Source organism: Glycomyces lechevalierae, from assembly GCF_027622945.1.
Lineage (GTDB): Bacteria > Actinomycetota > Actinomycetes > Mycobacteriales > Micromonosporaceae > Glycomyces > Glycomyces rutgersensis.
The window spans coordinates 17381-34148 of record NZ_JAPZVQ010000006.1; the positions used below are offsets into that span (position 1 = coordinate 17381).

13 protein-coding genes are annotated in these 16768 nt (G+C 69.4%); 10 read left to right on the forward strand and 3 right to left on the reverse strand.

Annotated features, from left to right (window positions below):
* Positions 1–9 precede the first annotated feature (9 nt).
* Positions 10–2601, forward strand: coding sequence for a GNAT family N-acetyltransferase (locus O2L01_RS11865; protein ID WP_270122147.1), 2592 nt, complete (start codon positions 10–12; stop codon positions 2599–2601).
* A 62-nt stretch (positions 2602–2663) separates the two neighbouring features.
* Here the strand turns inward: O2L01_RS11865 and O2L01_RS11870 are convergent, their stop codons facing one another.
* A complete protein-coding gene (locus tag O2L01_RS11870) occupies positions 2664–3701 on the reverse strand; it encodes a pectate lyase family protein (RefSeq protein ID WP_270122148.1) in 1038 nt (345 codons plus the stop codon).
* Between the two features lie 200 nt (positions 3702–3901).
* Here O2L01_RS11870 and O2L01_RS11875 point away from each other — a divergent pair, with 200 nt between their 5' ends.
* From O2L01_RS11875 to O2L01_RS11910, 8 genes are read left to right on the forward strand one after another with little or no spacing between them, the layout of a single operon-like run.
* Positions 3902–5239 (forward strand): ABC transporter substrate-binding protein, encoded by a 1338-nt coding sequence (locus tag O2L01_RS11875; RefSeq protein ID WP_270122149.1) that lies wholly within the window; start codon positions 3902–3904, stop codon positions 5237–5239.
* A 26-nt stretch (positions 5240–5265) separates the two neighbouring features.
* The gene (locus O2L01_RS11880) at positions 5266–6186 is read left to right on the forward strand and encodes a carbohydrate ABC transporter permease (RefSeq protein WP_344469438.1); all 921 of its coding nucleotides are present in this window, start codon (positions 5266–5268) and stop codon (positions 6184–6186) included.
* Positions 6187–6196: 10 nt separating this feature from the next.
* The gene (locus tag O2L01_RS11885; protein ID WP_270122151.1) at positions 6197–7102 is read left to right on the forward strand and encodes a carbohydrate ABC transporter permease; all 906 of its coding nucleotides are present in this window, start codon (positions 6197–6199) and stop codon (positions 7100–7102) included.
* 31 nt (positions 7103–7133) lie between these two features.
* Positions 7134–8690, forward strand: a complete 1557-nt coding sequence (locus O2L01_RS11890; RefSeq protein WP_270122152.1) for a glycoside hydrolase family 43 protein — start codon at positions 7134–7136, stop codon at positions 8688–8690.
* Positions 8683–9564, forward strand: a complete 882-nt coding sequence (locus tag O2L01_RS11895) for a DUF6807 domain-containing protein (protein ID WP_270122153.1) — start codon at positions 8683–8685, stop codon at positions 9562–9564. The genes O2L01_RS11890 and O2L01_RS11895 overlap by 8 nt, the downstream gene beginning before the upstream one ends.
* Before the next feature lie 15 nt (positions 9565–9579).
* Positions 9580–10470, forward strand: coding sequence for a DUF6807 domain-containing protein (locus O2L01_RS11900; protein WP_270122154.1), 891 nt, complete (start codon positions 9580–9582; stop codon positions 10468–10470).
* A complete protein-coding gene (locus O2L01_RS11905) occupies positions 10467–11660 on the forward strand; it encodes an ROK family transcriptional regulator (protein WP_270122155.1) in 1194 nt (397 codons plus the stop codon). The genes O2L01_RS11900 and O2L01_RS11905 overlap by 4 nt, the downstream gene beginning before the upstream one ends.
* 51 nt (positions 11661–11711) lie before the next feature.
* Positions 11712–13295, forward strand: coding sequence for a long-chain-fatty-acid--CoA ligase (locus O2L01_RS11910; protein ID WP_270122156.1), 1584 nt, complete (start codon positions 11712–11714; stop codon positions 13293–13295).
* A 509-nt stretch (positions 13296–13804) separates the two neighbouring features.
* On the opposite strand, the gene O2L01_RS11915 is transcribed toward O2L01_RS11910, so the two are convergent.
* Positions 13805–14407: a TIGR03086 family metal-binding protein gene (locus tag O2L01_RS11915; RefSeq protein ID WP_270122157.1), complete on the reverse strand. Its 603-nt coding sequence runs from the start codon at positions 14405–14407 to the stop codon at positions 13805–13807.
* Between the two features lie 75 nt (positions 14408–14482).
* On the opposite strand from O2L01_RS11915, the gene O2L01_RS11920 reads away from it, so the two are divergent.
* Positions 14483–14971, forward strand: coding sequence for a hemerythrin domain-containing protein (locus tag O2L01_RS11920; RefSeq protein WP_270122158.1), 489 nt, complete (start codon positions 14483–14485; stop codon positions 14969–14971).
* A gap of 4 nt (positions 14972–14975) precedes the next feature.
* Here the strand turns inward: O2L01_RS11920 and O2L01_RS11925 are convergent, their stop codons facing one another.
* On the reverse strand, positions 14976–16424 hold the full coding sequence (locus O2L01_RS11925; RefSeq protein ID WP_270122159.1) for an SNIPE associated domain-containing protein: 1449 nt from the start codon (positions 16422–16424) through the stop codon (positions 14976–14978).
* Positions 16425–16768 lie beyond the last annotated feature (344 nt).

The window sequence follows — 16768 nt, forward strand, 5'->3', positions numbered from 1 at the left end:
AACCTAACTATGAGTTTCGTGTGCTACCGGGACGCCTGGGGCGTCCCCCACCTCAAGGCGCCCGACGCGAACGCGCTGGCGTTCGCCCAGGGCCGCAACGCCGCTGTCGACCGCGGCTGGCAGATCGAGGCCGCGCGCCGCCGCGCCGCCGGGAACGCCTCGGCGTCGTTCGGGGCGGACTGGGCCCACTGGGACCGGCTCGTGCGGCGGGCCGGGGTCGTCGGTTCCGCGAAGGCCGCGTTCGAGGCCCTCGACTCAGGGACCGCCGCGTGGGTCCGCGCCTACGTCGACGGCGTCAACAGCGGCATGGCCACCGGCACGGCGCTCGCACCGGAACTCGACGCGGTGCCGGAGCCGTGGGACCCGTGGACGCCGCTGTCGGTCTGGTACGGCGAGCACCTGCTGTTCGGCGGCGGGTTCCCCGGCAAGCTGTGGCGCGAGCTGGTACGGGATGCCTTGGGAGAGCGGGCGGTGCGGGCCTTCGCGCTCGACGGGCCGGAGCCGGTCGGGTCGAACGGGTGGCTCGTCGACGGCTCCATGACCGCCAGCGGGAAGCCGATCCTCGCCGGGGACCCGCACCGCGCGATCCAGCTTCCCGGTGCCTACCAGCAGATCCGGTTGGCGTGCGACGAGTTCGACGTCGTCGGGCTGGCGATCCCGGGCACCCCCGGCATTGCCCACTTCGGACACACCGGTGACGTGGCCTGGGGCATCACCAACGCCATGGCCGACACCTGCGACGTGTTCCGCGAACGACTGCGACGCGGCCCGGACGGGTCGGTCGAGGCGTTCGGGCCCGGCGGGTGGGAGCCCGCCTCGGTCCGGAGCGAGACCTACACCGTCGCCGGAGGCGAAACCCAGACCGTCGAGATCGTCGAGACCGCACGCGGACCCGTCGTCGGCGAGGACGCCAAGGGCCCCTTCAGCATGCGCGGCCCGCTCCAGGAGCTGCCCGACCTGGGGTTCGCCGCGCTGCCGAAGCTGCTCCGGGCCCGCACGGTCGACGACGTGGACGCCGCGATGGAGCACTGGGTGCTGCCCGTCAACGTCGTGATGGCCGCCGACGCCGCCGGGCGGACCCTGCACCGGGTCGCCGGGCGCGTCCCCGAGCGGGACGAGGAGAACCGGCGCCATCCGGTCCCCGCCTGGGAGGCGAAGCACGCCTGGCGCGGATGGAAGACCATGCCCCGCAAGGACATCGACCGCGTCGCGACCATGGCGAACGAGCGGGGCCTGTCCGCGCCGCTCGGCGTCGAGTTCTGTCCGCCGCACCGCGCGAACCGCATCCGGACCCTCTTGGAGGAGCGGACCGGCTGGGCCGCCGCCGACATGGCCGCGATCCACACCGACACGCTCCAGCCCTCGGCCGACGTGCTGCTCAGGCCGTTGGAGGGCGTCGAGCTCGCCCCGGAGTCCGCCAAACTGCTCGACCGGATGCGGGACTGGGACCGCCGCATGGACGCAGACAGCGTCGAGGCCGCCGCCTTCGCGGCCTACCGCGCCGCCGCGGCACGGCGGCTCGCCGCCCTGCCGGTGTTCGCGGACCTGGGCGTGCCGGAAGGCGCGGACCCGACGTTCGTGCCATGGCTGCTGCTGCGCAACCGCATCGGCTACGTCGTCGAGCACGTCCTGGGCTTCGTCGGCCGAGCGGAGGCCGAGCGGGTGCTCCGGGCCGCCCTCGACGACGTCGCGGGCGAGGAGTTCGCGACCTGGGGCGAGGTCCACCGCCTGCGACCCTGGGAGCACCAGCCGATCGGCTTCGCGCCGGCAGCGCCGTTGGGCGGCAACGCGGGCGACGTCGACTGCGTCCTGGCCACCTCCTGCATCCCCGGTGCCACGGAGGACTTCTCCGGCGGCCCCGCCGCCCGCTGGGTCTGGGACCTCGCCGACCGCGAGCAGAGCCGCTGGATCGTCCCCTTCGGAACGTCAGGGACGCCCGGCCCCCACCACCGCGACCAGTTCCCGCTCTGGCGCGACGGAGAACTCATCCCCGTCGTCACCGAATGGCCTCGCCTGCAAGAGGAATACCGCATGATCGACCGACCGGCAGTGTTCGAGCAGACCCTCGACGGCTTCGGCACCGTGTCCATAGTGCCCGTCAGGCCGAAGGAGGACCTCGACCTCATCTACGGCTGGGTCACCCAGGAGCGCGCCCGGTTCTGGGGGATGACCGAGCACTCCCGCGACTACGTGCTCGAGATCTACGAATACCTCGACTCGCTCGACACCCACCACGCCTACCTGCTGCTGCGGGACGCGAAACCCGTGGCGCTCTTCCAGACCTACGAACCCGACGCCGACCCCGTGGGCGAATGCTACGAGGTCGAACCCGGCGACATCGGCGTCCACCTCCTCGTCGCCGCCGCCGACGGCAAGGCCGAGACCGGCTTCACCGTGGCGCTCCTCAAGGTCATCGGCGCGCACCTCTTCGCCGATCCGGGCCACCGCCGGATCGTGGCCGAACCGGACACCAGGAACGCGCAGGCCTCAGCCCGCCTGCGCCGCAGCGGGTTCGCCATCGGACCCGAGATCACGCTGCCCGACAAGACCGCGCGCCTCGCGTTCCTCCGCCGCGAGGACGCCCCCGCCGGACTGCTGTAGGCGGCGGCCCCCGGCGCACAGGTGCACCGGGGGCCGCCGCGGGAATCCAGACGGGCCGCGGCTCAGGTCCCAATCTCGGGCTGCGGGCCGCTGAATTCGTTCAGGAGGGCCGGGACGGCCGCCGCCGGATCGGCCTTGTAGTCGTAGAAGTCGTGCGGGTCGAACGCGTCGCCCTGCTCGCGGATCACGTCGTCCCAGGTGCAGTCGACGGTGATGTTGCCGCGCTGGACGAGCTCGCCCTCCACTGTGTAGTACGGGTTGTGGGTGCCCTCGTAGTAGCTGTTCTCGATCACCGCGCTGGTCCTGCCGCGCACGTAGTTGCCGTAGGCGGCGACGTCCTGCAGGTAGTTGTTGTACATGTGCAGGTTCGCGATGTTGTCGGCGCTCGGGTTGCGCTGCACCGTGTCCTTGAACCAGTTGTGGTGGATGGTGATCTGCGAGGTGACGTTCGGCGTCCAGCCGATGCCGAAGGTCTTGTTGTTGTCGAAGAAGCGGTTCCAGGAGACGGTGAGGAACGTGGTGTCCTTGCGGCTGTCGAGGAGGCCGTCGTTCATGCGGGTGAGGGTGTTGTGGTCGATCCAGATGTGGTCGGCCGTGTCGAGCTGGATCGCGTCGTAGTCGTACTGCTTGTCGTCCGGGTCGTCCTCGGGCATGAGGGTGTCCCGGATCGTCAGGTTGCGGATGATGACATTGTGGACGCCGGTGCCGAGGAAGAACCCGCCGCCCACGATCTCGCCGGAGGTCCCGACGCCGATGATCGTCTTGTCGGAGGCGACCTTGAGCTCGGTTCCCTTGGGGTCGAGGTCGATCGAGCCCGCGACCTGGATGACGTAGGGCTCGGCGGCCGTGACGTACCGGTTCAGCTCCTCCATGGTGTCGACGGTGACCGTCTCGCCGGCGGCGCCGCCCGTGGTGGGGCCGCGTCCCAGTCCCGGCAGGGAGGCGAAGCCGTCGGCGGTGTCGGACCAGCCCTGGCGGGGGCGGCTCGGGGGTTCGGCCGAGCCCGGGTGCGCCACGGCGAGGCCGGCGACGACCATGCCCGCGGCGGCCGCGGCGGCGACGACCGCACGGCGCGTTCGTCCTGCGGGGGAAGGGTTCATGGGACGCTCCTAACGATGGAGGGTGGGCGTCTGCTCGGCACAGCCTAAGCATGATCATCGATTTGCGTCAATGGGTTGCCAAAACTTCCGGATAATTTCTTTCATGACTTGACATAACTCGGTCCGCGGCCCTAGCCTGATCCCACTCATCGAGTCTGATCGATGCCCCCACCCCTCGTCCGCGTGAAGGGACCGCAAGCGTGACCACTGAACGACCCCCCGCCTCCGGCTCGGAGTTCAACCGCCGCAACCTGATCAAGCTCTCCGGCCTCGGCCTGGCCGCCGTCCCCGGGCTCGCCGCCTGCGGGCGCGGCTTCGGCGGAGGCGGCGACGACGAGAGCGGTGACGGCGTCACCCTCAACATGGTGTGGTGGGGCGACGCCAAGCGCGCCGAGAAGACCCAGGCCGCTCTCGACATCTTCACGGAGGCCAACCCCGACATCACGATCAAGGTCGAGTACCAGGACTCCGGCCCCTACCAGGACAAGCTCGCGACCCGCTTCGCCGCGAACGACGCCCCGGACCTCATGGCGATGCGCATGGACTCGCTGCGCGAGTACGCCGACCGCGGCGCGCTCCTCGACCTCAACGAGTACGGCGACGACATCGATTTGAGCGGCCTCAGCGAGAACGCCGCCAATCTGGCCGAAGTGGACGGCAGCGTCTTCGGCGTCCCGGCCGGGCTCAACGCCGTCGGCTTCGTCATCCGCAAGGACTTCGCCGAGCAGTACGGCGTGGCCGTGCCCGACGGGAACACCTGGAGCTGGGACGACCTCGCCGCGTTCGCGCAGGCCATCAGCGACGCCTCCGGCCAGGAGGTCTACGGCACCGGCTACGACGTGCAGACCCTCCAGAACCTCGTGGTCTGGGTGCGCCAGCAGGGCGAGGACCTGTTCACCGAAGACGGGAAGCTCGGCGTCAGCGCCGCCACCATGCAGGCCTGGTTCGAACTCGCCGACGGGATGCGCCAGAGCGGCGCGTACCCGCCCGCCGGGTTCTTCGAGGAGATCGGCGGCTCGCCCGACCAGTCCTATATCGCGCAGGGGAAGCTCGCGTCGCAGATCATCCCGACCAACAACTTCCTCGGCTACAACGAGGCCTGCGGCGGGAACCTCGTGCTGCTGCGCATCCCCGGCGAGGCCCAGGCCGTGCGGCGGGGGCAATCGGTTGACTGCCCGCACCTGTGGTCGGTCGCCGCGGCTTCCAAGCACCCCAAGGAGGCCGTGAAGCTCCTCGACTTCCTCACCAACGACCCCGAGGCCTCGCTCGCGACCGGCACGACCCGCGGCGTGCCCGCGAGTACCGCTGTGGCCGAGGAGATCAAGGACTCGCTCGAACCGGACGACCTGGTCGCCACCGAGTACCTGATGGGCCTCCAGGGCGAGGACCTGCCGCGCTCCTACACGTACCCGCCCGGGGGCAGCGCGATCGCCGACTTCCTCGACGTGATCGCCGTCGAAGTCGAGTTCGGCCGCCAGTCGGCCGCGGACGGCGCCGCCCAGTTCATCTCCGAGGCGACGGCGGCGATCGAGGGGTGACCGCCGTGTCCACTGAGTCTGCCGTCATGCCGGGGGCAGTCGACCCGCCTGCGCCGCAAGCGAACGATCGGCGCAGGCGGGTCCGAAAGGACCGCGCCGGCTACCTGTTCCTGCTGCCGTGGTTCATCGGGATGCTCTTCACGGTCGTCCCGTTCTTCGCCTCGCTCTACCTCGCGTTCACCGACTACAACCTGCTGAACGCTCCGAAGTGGATCGGGCTGGAGAACTTCGCGGACATGTTCCGCGACCCCGTGCTGCTCAAGTCCCTGCAGGTCACGTTCGTGTACACGTTCGTGTCCGTGCCGCTCTCGCTCGCGGCCGCGCTCGGCGTGGCGATGATCCTCAACCGCGGCATCCGGGGCCTGCCCTGGTACCGGGCCGTGTTCTACCTGCCGTCGCTGCTCGGCGCGAGCGTCGCGGTGGTCCTGTTGTGGCGCTATGTCTTCGGGTTCGACGGGATCGTGAACGCGTTCCTCGGCTGGTTCGGGGTCGACGCGATCTCGTGGACCTCCGACCCCGACTACGCGCTGACGACGCTGATCATCCTGCACATCTGGACGTTCGGCTCGCCCATGGTGATCTTCCTGGCCGGGCTGCGGCAGATCCCGACCATGTACTACGAGGCCGCCGCCGTCGACGGCGCCTCGAAATGGCGCCGGTTCCGGTCGATCACCCTGCCGCTCCTGAGCCCCATCATCTTCTTCAACCTGATCCAGTCGCTCATCGCCTCGTTCCAGACGTTCACGCAGGGCTTCGTGATGAACAACGGCGGCGGCGGACCGGCGAACTCCACATTGTTCTACAACCTGTACCTGTACCAGCAGGGCTTCGGGCAGTTCAACATGGGCTACGCCTCCGCGATGGCCTGGACCCTGCTCGTCATCATCGCCGTGTTCACCGCGATCACGTTCCTCTCCGCCAAATACTGGGTCAACTACGACAACTGAGGTCCCACCCATGTCAACGACCTTGCCAACCCCGCGGGCCGCCAAGAAGCCCGACGAGGACGCCGACGTGCTCATCGAGCGCTTCGGCAGCACCCGCAAGAGCCGCTTCTCCCGCCACGTGATCCTGTGCGTCATCGGCCTGGTCATGATGTACCCGCTGCTGTGGCTCGTCTCCAGCTCGCTCAAGCCCAACGACCTGATCTTCTCGGACCTGTCGCTGTGGCCGGCGGACTGGAACCCGGCGAACTACGCCGAGGGCTGGACGGCCCTCGAATACGACTTCGGCGTGTACTTCTCGAACTCGATCGTGATCGTGGTGCTGAGCATCATCGGGAACCTGTTCTCGTGCTCCCTTGCGGCGTACGGGTTCGCGCGGCTCAACTTCACCGGCCGCAAGCTCTTCTTCGCGCTCATGCTCGGCACGATGATGCTCCCCGGGCACGTGCTGCTCATCCCGCAGTACATCCTGTTCGCGAAGCTCGGCTGGCTCAACACGTACTACCCGCTGCTGGTGCCGAACTTCCTGGCCACCAACGCGTTCTACATCTTCCTCATGGTGCAGTTCATGCGCTCGCTGCCGCAGGAGCTCGACGACGCGGCCCGCATCGACGGCTGCGGGCCGTTCCGCACCTTCTGGAGCATCATCCTGCCGCTGTGCCGCCCCGCGTTCGCCACCACCGCGATCTTCACGTTCATCTCGGTGTGGAACGAGTTCTTCGGGCCGCTGCTCTACCTCACCGACCCGGAGCTGTACACGGTGCCGCTCGCACTGCGCCAGTTCATCGACTCCGAAGGCCAGTCGCAGTGGGGGCAGATGTTCGCGATGTCCGTGCTCTCGCTCGCGCCCATCATCGGCTTCTTCATCGCCGGGCAGAAGTACCTCGTCAAAGGCATCGCCACCACAGGCCTCAAATAACGCCGGCCTCGAATAACGAACGGGAACACCCTTGCGCCACTTCAGTTCCGACAACGGCGACGGCACCTACCGCAACCCGGTCCTGGGAGCCGACTGGTCCGACCCCGACGCGATCCGCGTCGGCCGCGACTTCTACCTGACCGCCTCCAGCTTCCACCGCGTCCCGGGCCTGCCGATCCTGCACAGCCGCGACCTCGTGAACTGGACACTCATCGGCCACGCGCTGCAGCGGCTCGTCCCGGAGGAGGACTTCGCGACGCCGCAGCGCGGCGGCGGCGTCTGGGCCCCGGCCCTGCGCCACCACGCCGGCCGGTACTGGATCGTCTACCCCGACCCGGACCGGGGCCTGTTCGTCACCAGCGCCGAGGACCCGGCAGGGGAGTGGACGCGACCGCACCTGCTGAAGTGCGGCAAGGGACTCATCGACCCGTGTCCCTTGTGGGCATCCGACGGTTCGGCGTACCTCGTGCACGGCTGGGCGAAGAGCCGCGCCGGGATCAACAACCGGCTCACCGTGCACCGCATGAACGAGGACGCGACCGAACTCCTGGACTGTGCTCCTGGTAACGACAGCGGCAGGGTCGTCATCGACGGCGACGAGCTGCCCGGCTACCGCACGCTCGAAGGCCCCAAGTTCTACGAACGCGACGGCTGGTACTGGATCTTCGCGCCCGCCGGCGGCGTCACCGACGGCTGGCAGTCGGCATTCCGAGCCCGCGATCCCTTCGGGCCCTACGAGGAACGCATCGTCCTCGAACAGGGCACCACGGACGTCAACGGACCGCACCAGGGCGCGTGGGTGACCACAGAGGACGGCGACGACTGGTTCCTGCACTTCCAGGACAAGGGCCCCTTCGGGCGGGTCGTGCACCTCCAACCCATGCGCTGGGACGGCGACGGCTGGCCCGTGATCGGCGACGACGGCCAACCCGTGGCCGCCCACGCCAAGCCCGTCGCCGACGAACCCCTCGCTGCGCCCGCCACCTCCGACGACTTCGCCGAACGCATCGGCCCCCAGTGGGCCTGGCAGGCCAACCCCGAACCCGGCTGGGCCACAACTGATTCGGGCCTGCGGCTCGCCTGCGCTCCCGGCGGCACCCTCGACCTGCGCCACCTCCCGCACCTCCTCGGCCAGCGCCTGCCCGACGGCGGCTGCCGCGCCGAGACGACCATGCGCCTCGAAGACGCCCCGGACGGCGTGATGGCGGGCCTCGCCGTCGTCGGCGACGACTATGCCTGGATCGGTCTGGCGCGCACACCCGTCAACGCCATCGTCATCTGCCGCATCTCCGAAGACGGCGAATACATGCGCGGCAACGGCCCCGCCATGCCCGTCCCGATGCTCGACGACCGCGTCTCCGCGGAGGTCACAGTCGGCGTCGAGGTCGACGCGGACGGCCGCTGCCAGTTCTTCGCCGCCCTCCCCGGCGAGGAGCCGCGGCCGGTCGGGGAACCGTTCCAGGCCAAGGAAGGCCGATGGGTCGGCGCGGCCCTCGGGCTCTTCGCCGCCACCGCCGGGAAGGAACCCCGGGGCGGCTCGGCCGTGTTCGACGCCGTGCGCATCACCGCCGCGGACGCCCATGGATGACCAGCTGACCCTCGTGCAGACCCTCCCGCTCATCCTCGGCGGGCTCACCGTCGCCGAATACGTGTGGCGCCCGCACGTGCCGAACACGTTGTCGCCCAGGCCGTTCCTGCATCCCGTGCGCACCCTCGCCGGGACGACGGTCACCGAGGTCATGCCGCCCGACCACCTGCACCACCTCGGCGTGAGCGTCGCCGTCCCCGACGCGGGCGGCGCGAACTTCTGGGGCGGGCGCACCTACGTGCAGGGCCAAGGCTCCATCCCCCTGCCGAACCACGGCGTGCAGCGCCACCACCGCTGGGAGGCCAAGACCGACGCCGTGCTCGCTCACGAACTCCACTGGATCGGCCCCGACGGGACGACGCTGCTGCGCGAACGCCGCCGCATCGCCGCCCGGCCCGTCGACGACCGCGCCTGGGCCCTCGACTTCCGGTACGCGCTCCAGAACCTCACCGCCGAACCGCTCGTCATCTCCAGCCCAGGCGTCAAGGGCCGTACCGGAGCCGGATACGGCGGCTTCTTCTGGCGGGCCCGGCGCGGCCAGAACAACGTGAAGATCCTCGGGCCCGACGTCGCCGGCGAAGCACGCCTCCACGGCTCCGCGACCCCCTGGCTCGCCCTCTCCGCCTCCGGCCCCGAACCTTGGACCCTCGTCTTCATCGACATTGCGGCGCAACGCGATCCATGGTTCGTGCGCGGCGGCGACTACGTCGGCGTCGGCCCCGCACTCGCCTGGGAGGAGCCGCTGACGGCCGCCCCGGGCGAGGGCCCGAGGCGTCGTATCATCACGGTAGTCGCGGACGGCGACCTCGGGCCGCGAGCGATCGAAGGCCTGGTGGAAGCGGTCGCGGCGAGCCCCGCACCCCGCGAGGCCTAAGTGATTGGAGCCGCAATGGAGCACTCCGGCACTGTCCGCGAACTGGACGCCGACCAACCCGTCCGGCTCCAGGTCGACGGCCGCGAAGTGGCCAGCTACGTGTGGCGCTCCGAGCTGCCCGCCTCCACCGCGCCCCGGCCGTTCCTCCACCCCGTGCGCACCCTCGCCGGCACCGTCGTCACCGACGCCCGCCCGCATTCGCACACCCACCAGCTCGGCATCAGCATCGCCGCGCCCGACATCGGCGGCCAGAACTTCTGGGGCGGGCGCACCTTCGTCGCCGGGCACGGCCCCGCCTGGCTCGACGACCACGGCACGCAGCGGCACCAGAGGTGGCTGCGGCACACCGACTCCGAGCTCGCGCACACCCTGCACTGGGTCGACCGGGAAGGCGCGGCGCTGCTGAGCGAACGGCGCGCGATCGCCTGCGTCCCTTTGACTCCGGACGCTTGGACGCTCTCGGTCCAGACCCGCCTCGCCAACGCCACGGACCGGCCGCTGCCGATCCGCAGCCCGGCCGCGCTCGGCCGCGTCGGCGCCGGCTACGGCGGGTTCTTCTGGCGCGGCCCAGCGGCCAACGGCCAAGTGCGCGTGCAGAGCCCCGCCGGGACGGGCGTTCGGGCCGTCCACGGCACCACCGCGCCCTGGCTCACCGTCTCCGGCGCCAGCACGAATGCACAGTGGACGATGCTGTTCGTGCCCGCCGATGCGACGACAGCACAAGACAAATGGTTCGTGCGAGCCCGCGACTACCTCGGCGTCGGCTCATCGCTCACATGGGACCGTCCACTGGTCCTCGAACCCGGCGAGCAGATCGAACGGCATATCCTCGCTGTCGTGGCAGACGGCAACCTCACCGAAGACGCGGCCGCCGCGCTCGCCGAAGCAGCGCGGCCCCCGGCATGAACACGCCCCGCTCCAACGACCCCGCCCGGCAGGAACGCCTGCGCGCGTTGAACCTCGAGCTCGTGTTCCGGCACGTGCTCGCCGCCGACGCCCCCGTCTCGCGCACCGAACTCGCCGCCGCCACCGGCCTCACCCGGCCCACCATCACCCGCATCGTCGAAGAGCTCATAGCCGGACGACTCGTCACCGAGACCGGCGCGACCCCCGACGGCCGCGCGGGCCGACCCCGCATGGGGCTCACCGTCTCCCGCTCCGGGCCCGCCGGCCTCGGCCTCGACATCCGCACCGACGGCCTCGCCGCGTGCGTCGTGGACCTCACCGGAGCCGTGCGCCACCTCGCGTTCGCGCCGTTCACCGACACCGAAGCCCCCGCCGTCCTCGAACGCCTGGGCCGCATGGCGACCGAGGCCGCCGAAGCCGCCGCCGCCGAAGGCCTCACCGTCGTCACCGCCACCCTCGCCGTCCCCGGCCCCACCGACGACGGCGTCGTCCGCACCGCCCCCTCCCTCGGCTGGAGGGACGTCGACGCCGGCGCGATGCTCGCCGAACACCTCCGCCACCTCGATGTCACGACCAATGTGGACAACGAAGCGAACCTCGCCGCCCGCGGCGAACTCCACCGCGCCACACCCGACCACTTCCTCTACGTCTCAGGCGGACTCGACATCGGCGCCGGCATCATCCTCGACCGCCGCCCCCTCCGCGGCTCCCACGGCTGGGGCGGCGAACTCGGCCACCTCACCGTCGACCCCGACGGCAAACCCTGCCGCTGCGGCTCCCGCGGCTGCCTCCAGACCTACGCCAGCCTCGCCGCGATCCTCGCCGGCGACACCCTCCCCGCCGGCCTCACCGCCGACGCCGCCCTCCTCACCTGGGCCGACGCCGGCCGCCCCGAAACCCTCGCCGCCCTCGACACCGCCGCGACCGCCCTCGGCATCGCCATCGCCAACGTCCTCAACCTCCTCGACATCGACACCGTCCTCCTCGGCGGCAGCTACGCCCTCGTCTCCTCCTGGCTCATCACCGGCGTCGAAGCCGAGATCAACCAGCGCGTCCTCTCCGCCCGCTGGGCCCCGATCACAGTCCGCCCCGCAACCCTCGGCCCCGACGCCGCCGCCATCGGCGCCGCCATGGCCGTCATCGACCGCATCCGCCGCGACCCCACCGACTGGCTCGCCTCAGGACGATGACACGGGCCGCCCCCACACGGCAGGATGGTCGGAGAACGAAGGAGACGTGCAATGACGCACCAGCCCGACCTCGCCCTCGACGGCCCCGGCCACGGAACGCTCTCGATCGCGGCCATCCTCGCCGAAACCGCCACGCGACGCCCCGAAGCACCCGCCCTGTACTTCATGGGACAGGCCATCACCTATGGGGCCCTTTGGGACCAGACCCGCGCTTACGCGGGCGCCCTCACCGCCCGCGGCATCGGGCCCGGCTCGCGAGTCGCCATCGTCATCCCGAACGTGCCCGACTTCCCCCGCGTCTACTACGCGGCCCTCGCCCTCGGCGCGGTCGTCGTACCCGTCCACCTGCTGCTCAAAGCCGACGAGATCCGCTTCGTCCTCGAAGACGCCGACGTCGACCTCGCCGTAGTCGCCGCCCCCTTCCTCGGCGAAGCCGCCCCGGCGGCCGCCCTCGCCGGCGTCCCGCTCCTCACCGTCCTCGCCCCGGAAGGCTTCACCATCGACGGCGAACCCGTCGCACGCATGGAAGCCGAAGCCGCCCAAGCCACCCCGATCGAGCGCTACACGGCCCTCCACCCGCTCGCGGCCGCCACCATCCTGTACACCTCAGGCACAACAGGCACCCCGAAAGGCGCCGTCGGCTCGCATCTCGCGGCGGTCGAACAGGTCCACACCTGGCTCCTCGACACGGTCGAGTACCGGCCCGACGACGTGCTCTACGGCGGCCTCCCGTTCTTCCACACCTTCGGCCAGACCGTGGTCCTGAACGCCGGCTTCCGGCGCGGCGCCGCGATCATCCTGCTCCCGAAGTTCGACCCCGACGAGGCGCTGGCACTCCTGGTGCAGCACAAGGCGACCGTGTTCGCGGGCGTGCCCACGAACTATGCGGCAATGATCGCCGCGGCCGGCCGCAACCCGGACCGGCCCCCGCTGCGCTACGGGATCTCCGGCGGCGCGGCCCTGCCGACCGCGCTGCTCGAGGCCTTCGAAGCCGAGTTCGGCGCCCAGGTGCACGAAGGCTACGGGCTCACCGAGACCTCGCCGGTCGCCAGCTTCAACCTGGTCTCAGAACCGATCCGGCCCGGAACGGTGGGGAAATCGATCTGGGGGGTCGACGTCGCCGTCGCCGACGCGGACATCGACGACCGGATCGAGCTGCTGCCCGAATCGGAGCTGGGCGAGATCGTGGTGCGCGGCCACAACCTCATGAAGGGCTACCTCGGCCGCCCCGACGCCACGGACGCCGCGGTCGTCGACGGCTGGTTCCGCACCGGAGATCTGGGCACTGTGGACCGCGAGGGCGTGATTAAGATTGTGGACCGCAAGAAGGACATGATCATCCGCAACGGCTACAACGTCTACCCGACCGAGGTCGAGGCCGTGCTCTCGCGGCACCCGGCCGTATCGCTCGCGGTGGTCTTCGGTGTGCCGCATGACGAGCACGGGCAGGAGATCCATGCCGTGATCGTGCCGGCCGAAGGGGCCGCAGCGGATCCGGCCGAGCTCGTCGAGTATGTGAAGGCCAAGATCGCGGCCTACAAGTACCCGCGTGTGGTGCACGTGGTCGAGGCCCTACCACTCGGCCCGAGCGGCAAGATCCTCAAGCGGGAACTTCAGCGGATCTACAGCGACTGATCGATTCGGCTGGGCTCATCGGCTGGTGCCGCTGGGTGGAGAGTGCGGTCCCGACGCGGGAGGCGGGTCTTGCGGTCGGTTCTTGTTTTGTGGCATGGGTATTGCGGGCGGCCGGACGGTTGGTCCGGGCCGCCCGCGTGTTCCTCGCGAGGAGGAGGGGCATCTGGCGGGGACCGCGCGCGGGTGGTTTCCCGCGCGCGGTCTCGGTATGGCGACGTTCGCGAATTCCCTCATATCGTCGCCATCCCGCCGATGGCGTTTTTGTACCAAGGCTGACACATGCCGTAGTTGCCCTGCAACAGAAAGTTTCTGCCTGTGGATAACTTCCCGAGTGCCGATGTGCATGGTGGACACCGCCTTGTGGATCGTGATGTCGATGTCGCTGGTAGTGGTGCTCGTTTGGCGCATGCATCAACCCTGTCACGGGTTGTTTCAGGGTGGCAACTACGAGTTTGCCGCCTGTGGATAACTTGTGGATTTCGCAGGTCAGGGATGTGGGTGGCCGGGGATCAGGCGGGGGTCCAGGTGGGGTTGCGGCCCAAGGTTGCGAGGAGGGTTTCCAGGAGACCTCGGTTCGGTTCGAGGGGGACGGCTGGGGCGAAGGGGGCGTAGGGACCGGTTCGGGTTGGGCCGTCGAGGGGTACTTCTTGTGCGAGGGGCAGGACGGCGGCGAGGATGTCGTCGTCGAACTCGACTTTGACGCCGATCGAGGCGGCGACGTCCCAGGCGTGGACCACGTAGTCGATGAAGTGGAAGCCGAGGCCCTGCCCGCCCGGGACGGCCAGGGAGCGGTCGGCGCCGACGAGGATCGGCCAGTCGTGGTCGACCGCGCCGGGGGAGTCGAAGGCGTCGACGACCTCGACGGCCGAGGCTGCGAAGGCCTCGTGGGGGCGGGTCGAGACAGGCCGGTCGGCCCAGGTCGCGAGGTCGAAGGGCTCGCCGCGGGCGGCGGAGGCGAAGCCGTGGTTCTGGCCGGTCATGTGGGCGAGGAGCTGGGAGAGATCCCAACCGGCACACGGGGTTTCCGCGCTGAGTTGGTCTTCTTGAATCTGTTCGACGATCGCGGTGGCCGTCGCCATCGTCCGGCGGTGGAGGGGGAGGAGGTCGGTCATGACCCGGATCATAGGCCGCCTGAGTCAGCGTCGGTAAAATCGCTGCGGCGCTTTCGCCCCAGTGGGCACAGCGCCGTGATCGAAGGAGCAACGACTATAGATTCCGACACCGGCCGCCTGGTCGCGTTCAGCACCCAACTCCGCAATGTCCACCAGAGCCTCCGCAAGGCCCTGGACCTCGCCCGCCGCTCGATCGACGGCGAGTTCGAGGAAACCGCCGGGCAGGACCTCCTGCTCTTCTGCCGCGGTTTCTGCTCGGCCCTCTCCGGCCACCACCGGAGCGAGGATGGGGGATTGTTCCCGCAGGTCATCGCCGAGCATCCTGAGCTCAAACCCGTGATCGCCAACCTCATGAGCGACCACAACATGCTCGAACACCTCATCGGCCGCCTCGCCGACGCCATGGACTCCGGGGCCGACCCCGATGAGCTCCACCGCCATCTCGACGGCATCGGCGCGGTCATGGAGACCCACTTCAGGTACGAGGAGAGCCAGCTCCTGGCGATCCTCGACAAGCTGGAGCTGGAAGGCGAGCCGAAGCGACTGCTCGGCGACCTCGCCTGATGCCTCAGGCGGGCCTCGGCTCACCGCCGCTGGCCCGCCATTCGTACGCCTCGGGTTCGTCGGTGTACTCGAGCAAGTGCTCTCCGGCGAGCTTCGCCAGCGCCCCCCGGACCTGCTGCGGCGTCACATGGAAGAACTCGCGGCGCAGATTGACCTTGTTGACGCGGTGCTCGGCGAACGTCTCGTGCAGCCGGGATTCGAGGCCTCGGGCGTCTTCGCTGAACACCATGGCGTGCACGTCGAAGCGGAACGGCACGGAGGCGTCGCCGAGTTCGTTCACCCGGTCCAAGGGTTCCAGCCGACGCGTCATACCGATCTTGACCATGTTGGCGCCGAAGGCTCCGCGGTTGGAGATCACGTACACGTATCCGGTGGCGGAATTCGCCTGGCGGGCGAGGACGTTCTCGAACGCGGTGTCGATCGCCTCCAGCTTCGCGGTGAGCTCGGCGGCGGCCGCAGTGTCGCCGTTGTCCTCGAGCTTCGCGATCGCGGAGCGGAGATGCGCACGCTCTTTCTCTAGCTTCTCTTGCTCCTTGAGCAATTCGCGCTGGGCTTTCTCCTCCTCGCGCTCACGCGCCCGTTGTTCGCGGATGCGCTCCTTCTCTTCTTCGGTCTTCGCCCGGTAGTCCGCTGTCAGTTGGAGTTCCTGCACCCTGAGCCGGTGGTAGGCATCGGTGATGTGCATGTCCATGGTCGAACCGAGGCGGGTGATGGTCTCGCGGGTCTTCTGGAGCCGGTCGACGGCCGACCGGAGTTTGTAGGGGCGCATGGTGCGGACGAGGTTGTCGGCGTCGGCGTTGTAGGCGCGGAGCATGAGTTTGGAGAACTCGCGGACCATCTTGCGACCTGCTGCGGCCGAGCCGTTCACCTGCCAGTTGGAGACGCTGGAGATGGCCTTGTCGCCCTTGGCGAGGGCCTTGTAGTCGGTCTTGATCGATTCGAGTTTCGCCTTGTACGCCACCGCGTCCTCGAGCGGGTGCGTGTATTCGTAGACGCCGACTTCCTGGAGCAATGCCTCGTCGCGGGTCACGACGAGCGACTGCCTCGCTCGTTCGAGTTCGGCGTTCACGCGGTGGAGTTCGGCGTTCGCGGCGGTCGCCTGGAGGCCTATCTGGTGGAGTTGGTCCTGAGCCTGGGCTGTGATCGACTCCTTGCGGGAGGCGGCCTCGGAGTCGAGGTGTTCGATGAGCGCTTTGCGTCGTTCGATTTCGACAGTGAGCTCTGAGGCTTCGAGTGCGCCAAGGGCGTGAAGCTCTCCGACTGTTGCGATCAGGGCCCGCTGGAGTCGGAAGGCGAGTTCTTCGGCGGCCGTGACTTGGGCTTCCAACCGGTGCTTTCGGCCGAAGCCGCCGGTCTCCGATCCCGGCAGCGAGCGGATAGGGGTCGTCAGGAGCTGCTGCAGGTCGGGGTTGACCTCGAGTACGGGTGGTGCCGGTGTGCCAGGTGCGGTCACCTGCGGTGTCGAATCGGCCGGTACCCACCATTGCCAGGCTGGGGGAGCGCTTGGCCATTCAGGCGGCGCTTGCCAGTTCACGGGCGGAGCCCATCCTGGTCCTACCGGCCATCCTGGGGGCGCGTTGAATCGGTACGCCATCGGATCCGCTCCTCTGTCCACTCCACTATGAGTGACAACACGATTGCACTTCGGGTGCATGGTTGCAATGCCTTGAGCGGGGGTCTGCATGTTCGGGCCGCGTGAATGGACTGATCGGACTACCCCGGGGGGCCGGAACGTGTTGTGCTGCTGCCGTGTTGGAGGTCTTCCTGAAGCTCTTTGGTGTGACTGGGATCGGTTTC

What these genes read in the sequence shown, in the direction of transcription:
- O2L01_RS11865 (WP_270122147.1), top strand. Translation starts at nt 10, where the DNA reads ATGAGTTTCGTGTGCTACCGGGACGCCTGGGGCGTCCCCCACCTCAAG.
- O2L01_RS11870 (WP_270122148.1), bottom strand. Translation starts at nt 3,701, where the DNA reads ATGAACCCTTCCCCCGCAGGACGAACGCGCCGTGCGGTCGTCGCCGCC.
- O2L01_RS11880 (WP_344469438.1), top strand. Translation starts at nt 5,266, where the DNA reads ATGCCGGGGGCAGTCGACCCGCCTGCGCCGCAAGCGAACGATCGGCGC.
- O2L01_RS11885 (WP_270122151.1), top strand. Translation starts at nt 6,197, where the DNA reads ATGTCAACGACCTTGCCAACCCCGCGGGCCGCCAAGAAGCCCGACGAG.
- O2L01_RS11895 (WP_270122153.1), top strand. Translation starts at nt 8,683, where the DNA reads ATGGATGACCAGCTGACCCTCGTGCAGACCCTCCCGCTCATCCTCGGC.
- O2L01_RS11900 (WP_270122154.1), top strand. Translation starts at nt 9,580, where the DNA reads ATGGAGCACTCCGGCACTGTCCGCGAACTGGACGCCGACCAACCCGTC.
- O2L01_RS11905 (WP_270122155.1), top strand. Translation starts at nt 10,467, where the DNA reads ATGAACACGCCCCGCTCCAACGACCCCGCCCGGCAGGAACGCCTGCGC.
- O2L01_RS11910 (WP_270122156.1), top strand. Translation starts at nt 11,712, where the DNA reads ATGACGCACCAGCCCGACCTCGCCCTCGACGGCCCCGGCCACGGAACG.
- O2L01_RS11915 (WP_270122157.1), bottom strand. Translation starts at nt 14,407, where the DNA reads ATGACCGACCTCCTCCCCCTCCACCGCCGGACGATGGCGACGGCCACC.